Here is a 2,285-nt window from a genome sequence, read left to right on the forward strand (position 1 = left end):
CGACTCGACGGCTGAGATCCTTGGCGAACACATCGGACACCTGGGCCTCCAACACGGGAATTCTGGTCCCTGAAATATAGGCAGCCCCGAGGTCCCACGGGGGTGGCCGTCCGTCACCAAGGAGAGGTTGATGAGAACTTCCATAGAGGATCTCAGGAGAGCAATTGAAGATCCATGCAGAACGGTTGACGTTTGCTCGGTGCTGCTGGACGCATGGTTTGAAATGACTCCGCGTCGTTTGGGCGAGGCTCTTTCAAAATTCAGAGATGAGCGGCTTGAGAATCAAGAGCGTGTTGAGGATTTTGAAAGAACATTCAAGCAGTTGGATCCAGCGGCGAGAAGAAGGTTGCTTGGCTCCCCGTGGGTTTCTGGATTCATGGATGATCCACATGGAGTCTCCCATGAAGATACAGATGGAAGGCCTGTCACGACCATCGAAGCGCTTCAGCTCGCCGCAATGGCGGAGTGTCCAGTTGCTCCCATCCATAGCGAAATGGGCGAACGTCACCAAGGGAAGGGAGTTGAAAGCCCCCTTGGGGAGTGGGTGCTCAGGCGGCATGAACCCGGATTAGAGAAGGTCGAGCGCGCAAAGGTGGGAGATGTGATCGCTCTGGACGTGGATAGTGGGCTGGCGCGTCGACACGAGCCAGAGAGCGGAACCTTCTGCAATCCATTCCTGAGCATCTCATCAGAAGAGCTTGCCGTAATCCAAGAGAAGCTGGAAGCAGCCATAAGGCTGGTGGACGAAGCCACTCCACATCTGGGTCTCCTGATTCGAACATTCACAAGGCGTGTGCTCGTGAGGAAGTCGATCGAGTGGGGTGATCAGGCCTCACCTCTGAATCTTGGATCCGAGTATCGGCCGATTCATGCAGGTTGTATCCGAATCCTCAATGTCCACAGGCCGGAAATGACCGTGGATATTTGTGCAGAGGCAATTCTTCATGAGTCCATCCACTCGTACCTCTCCGCCTATGAAGAGGTGCATGGGAAGTTCATGTCAGGTGCAATCAGAGTTCGCCCGGTTTCGCCATGGTCAGGTAACTTCATTCCGAACCATTCACTGGCGCACGCGGTCTTTGTCTACTATGCCATCCATCATCTTCTCGGCAGGTTGGTTGGCCTCGGTGCTGGGATTGGAGAAGAGGCAGGGAGGAGAATGAAGCGACGACTGATGCAAGTGGCAGGAGGATTCTTCATCGAACGGAAGATATCGACACTATTTGTACTGGAGTCCCCACCTTCGATGCAGCTGATGGCGGTCGTGGATGAAATTCAGGATGAGATCAGGGACAAGTACAGCCAGAAAGTGCCAAGGGATACGCTGGAGAGCGTCGCATGAAGATTCCAACCATTGTCATCCATTCCGATCCGGAGGACGTCGTCGCAGCCGTGCTGAGAGATGTCCAGGGTGTAAGTGTGATCCATCTGGATGAGCTGACTCGAAGTTGGTGCGTTCAGGAGGCTGAGATCATTGAACCTGTAGTGGAAAAATCGATTCCTAGCATGTGGTCCGCCTATATCATCAACAGAGTCTTCGATCTCTCTTGCACCGAGATTGGAAAGCGTCTTCGTGCGTTCGGGCTGCATGAGAACTGGGCACACACGGCTTTGGGTTCGGTTCTGTCGCGAGCGCACGCACTGGCACACGGAATTGGCCCTCGCGGAGTGAGTAGATCACTTCTCCCCTTGAATGTGCAGTGGAAGCTTCTTTCCGAGCGTATCCCAGACATCAGAACGCCACGGTTCGCTTTTGGGTTCGGTCATCGAATGCCTGATATGTCGCGTCTGGAAAAATCCGTACAGAAGTCAGTCTGGTCCTACTTCCGGTGGAATGGTGATTCTGATGTCGCAGAAGGGGAGCAGCAGTGGCATCCGTTCTTCGTCGAACAGCCGCAAGGCATCCCAATAATATGTAGTTATCACGGAGAAGCGTTCGCATTGAGTTTCCCAAGGGGGCGACCCAAGGCGGATCTTGGGGATTTTCCAGCCCTTGTTCATGCATGCCGGGAGCTTTTCGACAGCAGGATGGGCGAGATCTTGGTGTACCAAGAGGACGAAAGCCTCACCTTCTGCGCCTGCAGTCCATACATGGCTGGAATAGGTGAGCTGAAAGAAGGAGAGCAACTTCTTCTACGGGGAGTTCCGTCGAGTTGAAGTTGAGGGCTCTGCAAAAGCCAAGGAGGGTACGTGCACGGTTATTACATCAGGATGTCGTTGATCCGATTCAAGCAACGAATCGGCACTCATCTGGCAATCGCTCTCATGCTGGGTGCGGGGGTGGG

General features: G+C 54.0%; 2 protein-coding genes. Both read left to right on the forward strand.

Annotated features, from left to right (window positions below):
• The first annotated feature begins 130 nt into the window (after positions 1 to 130).
• Positions 131 to 1,342 (forward strand): hypothetical protein, encoded by a 1,212-nt coding sequence (locus ABZX22_RS44850; protein ID WP_323157133.1) that lies wholly within the window; start codon positions 131 to 133, stop codon positions 1,340 to 1,342.
• Positions 1,339 to 2,157 (forward strand): hypothetical protein, encoded by an 819-nt coding sequence (locus ABZX22_RS44855; RefSeq protein ID WP_323157134.1) that lies wholly within the window; start codon positions 1,339 to 1,341, stop codon positions 2,155 to 2,157. The genes ABZX22_RS44850 and ABZX22_RS44855 overlap by 4 nt, the downstream gene beginning before the upstream one ends.
• The last annotated feature ends 128 nt before the right edge of the window (positions 2,158 to 2,285 follow it).

Source organism: Nonomuraea sp. NPDC003804, from assembly GCF_040610675.1.
In the GTDB taxonomy this organism is placed as follows: Bacteria; Actinomycetota; Actinomycetes; order Streptosporangiales; family Streptosporangiaceae; genus Nonomuraea.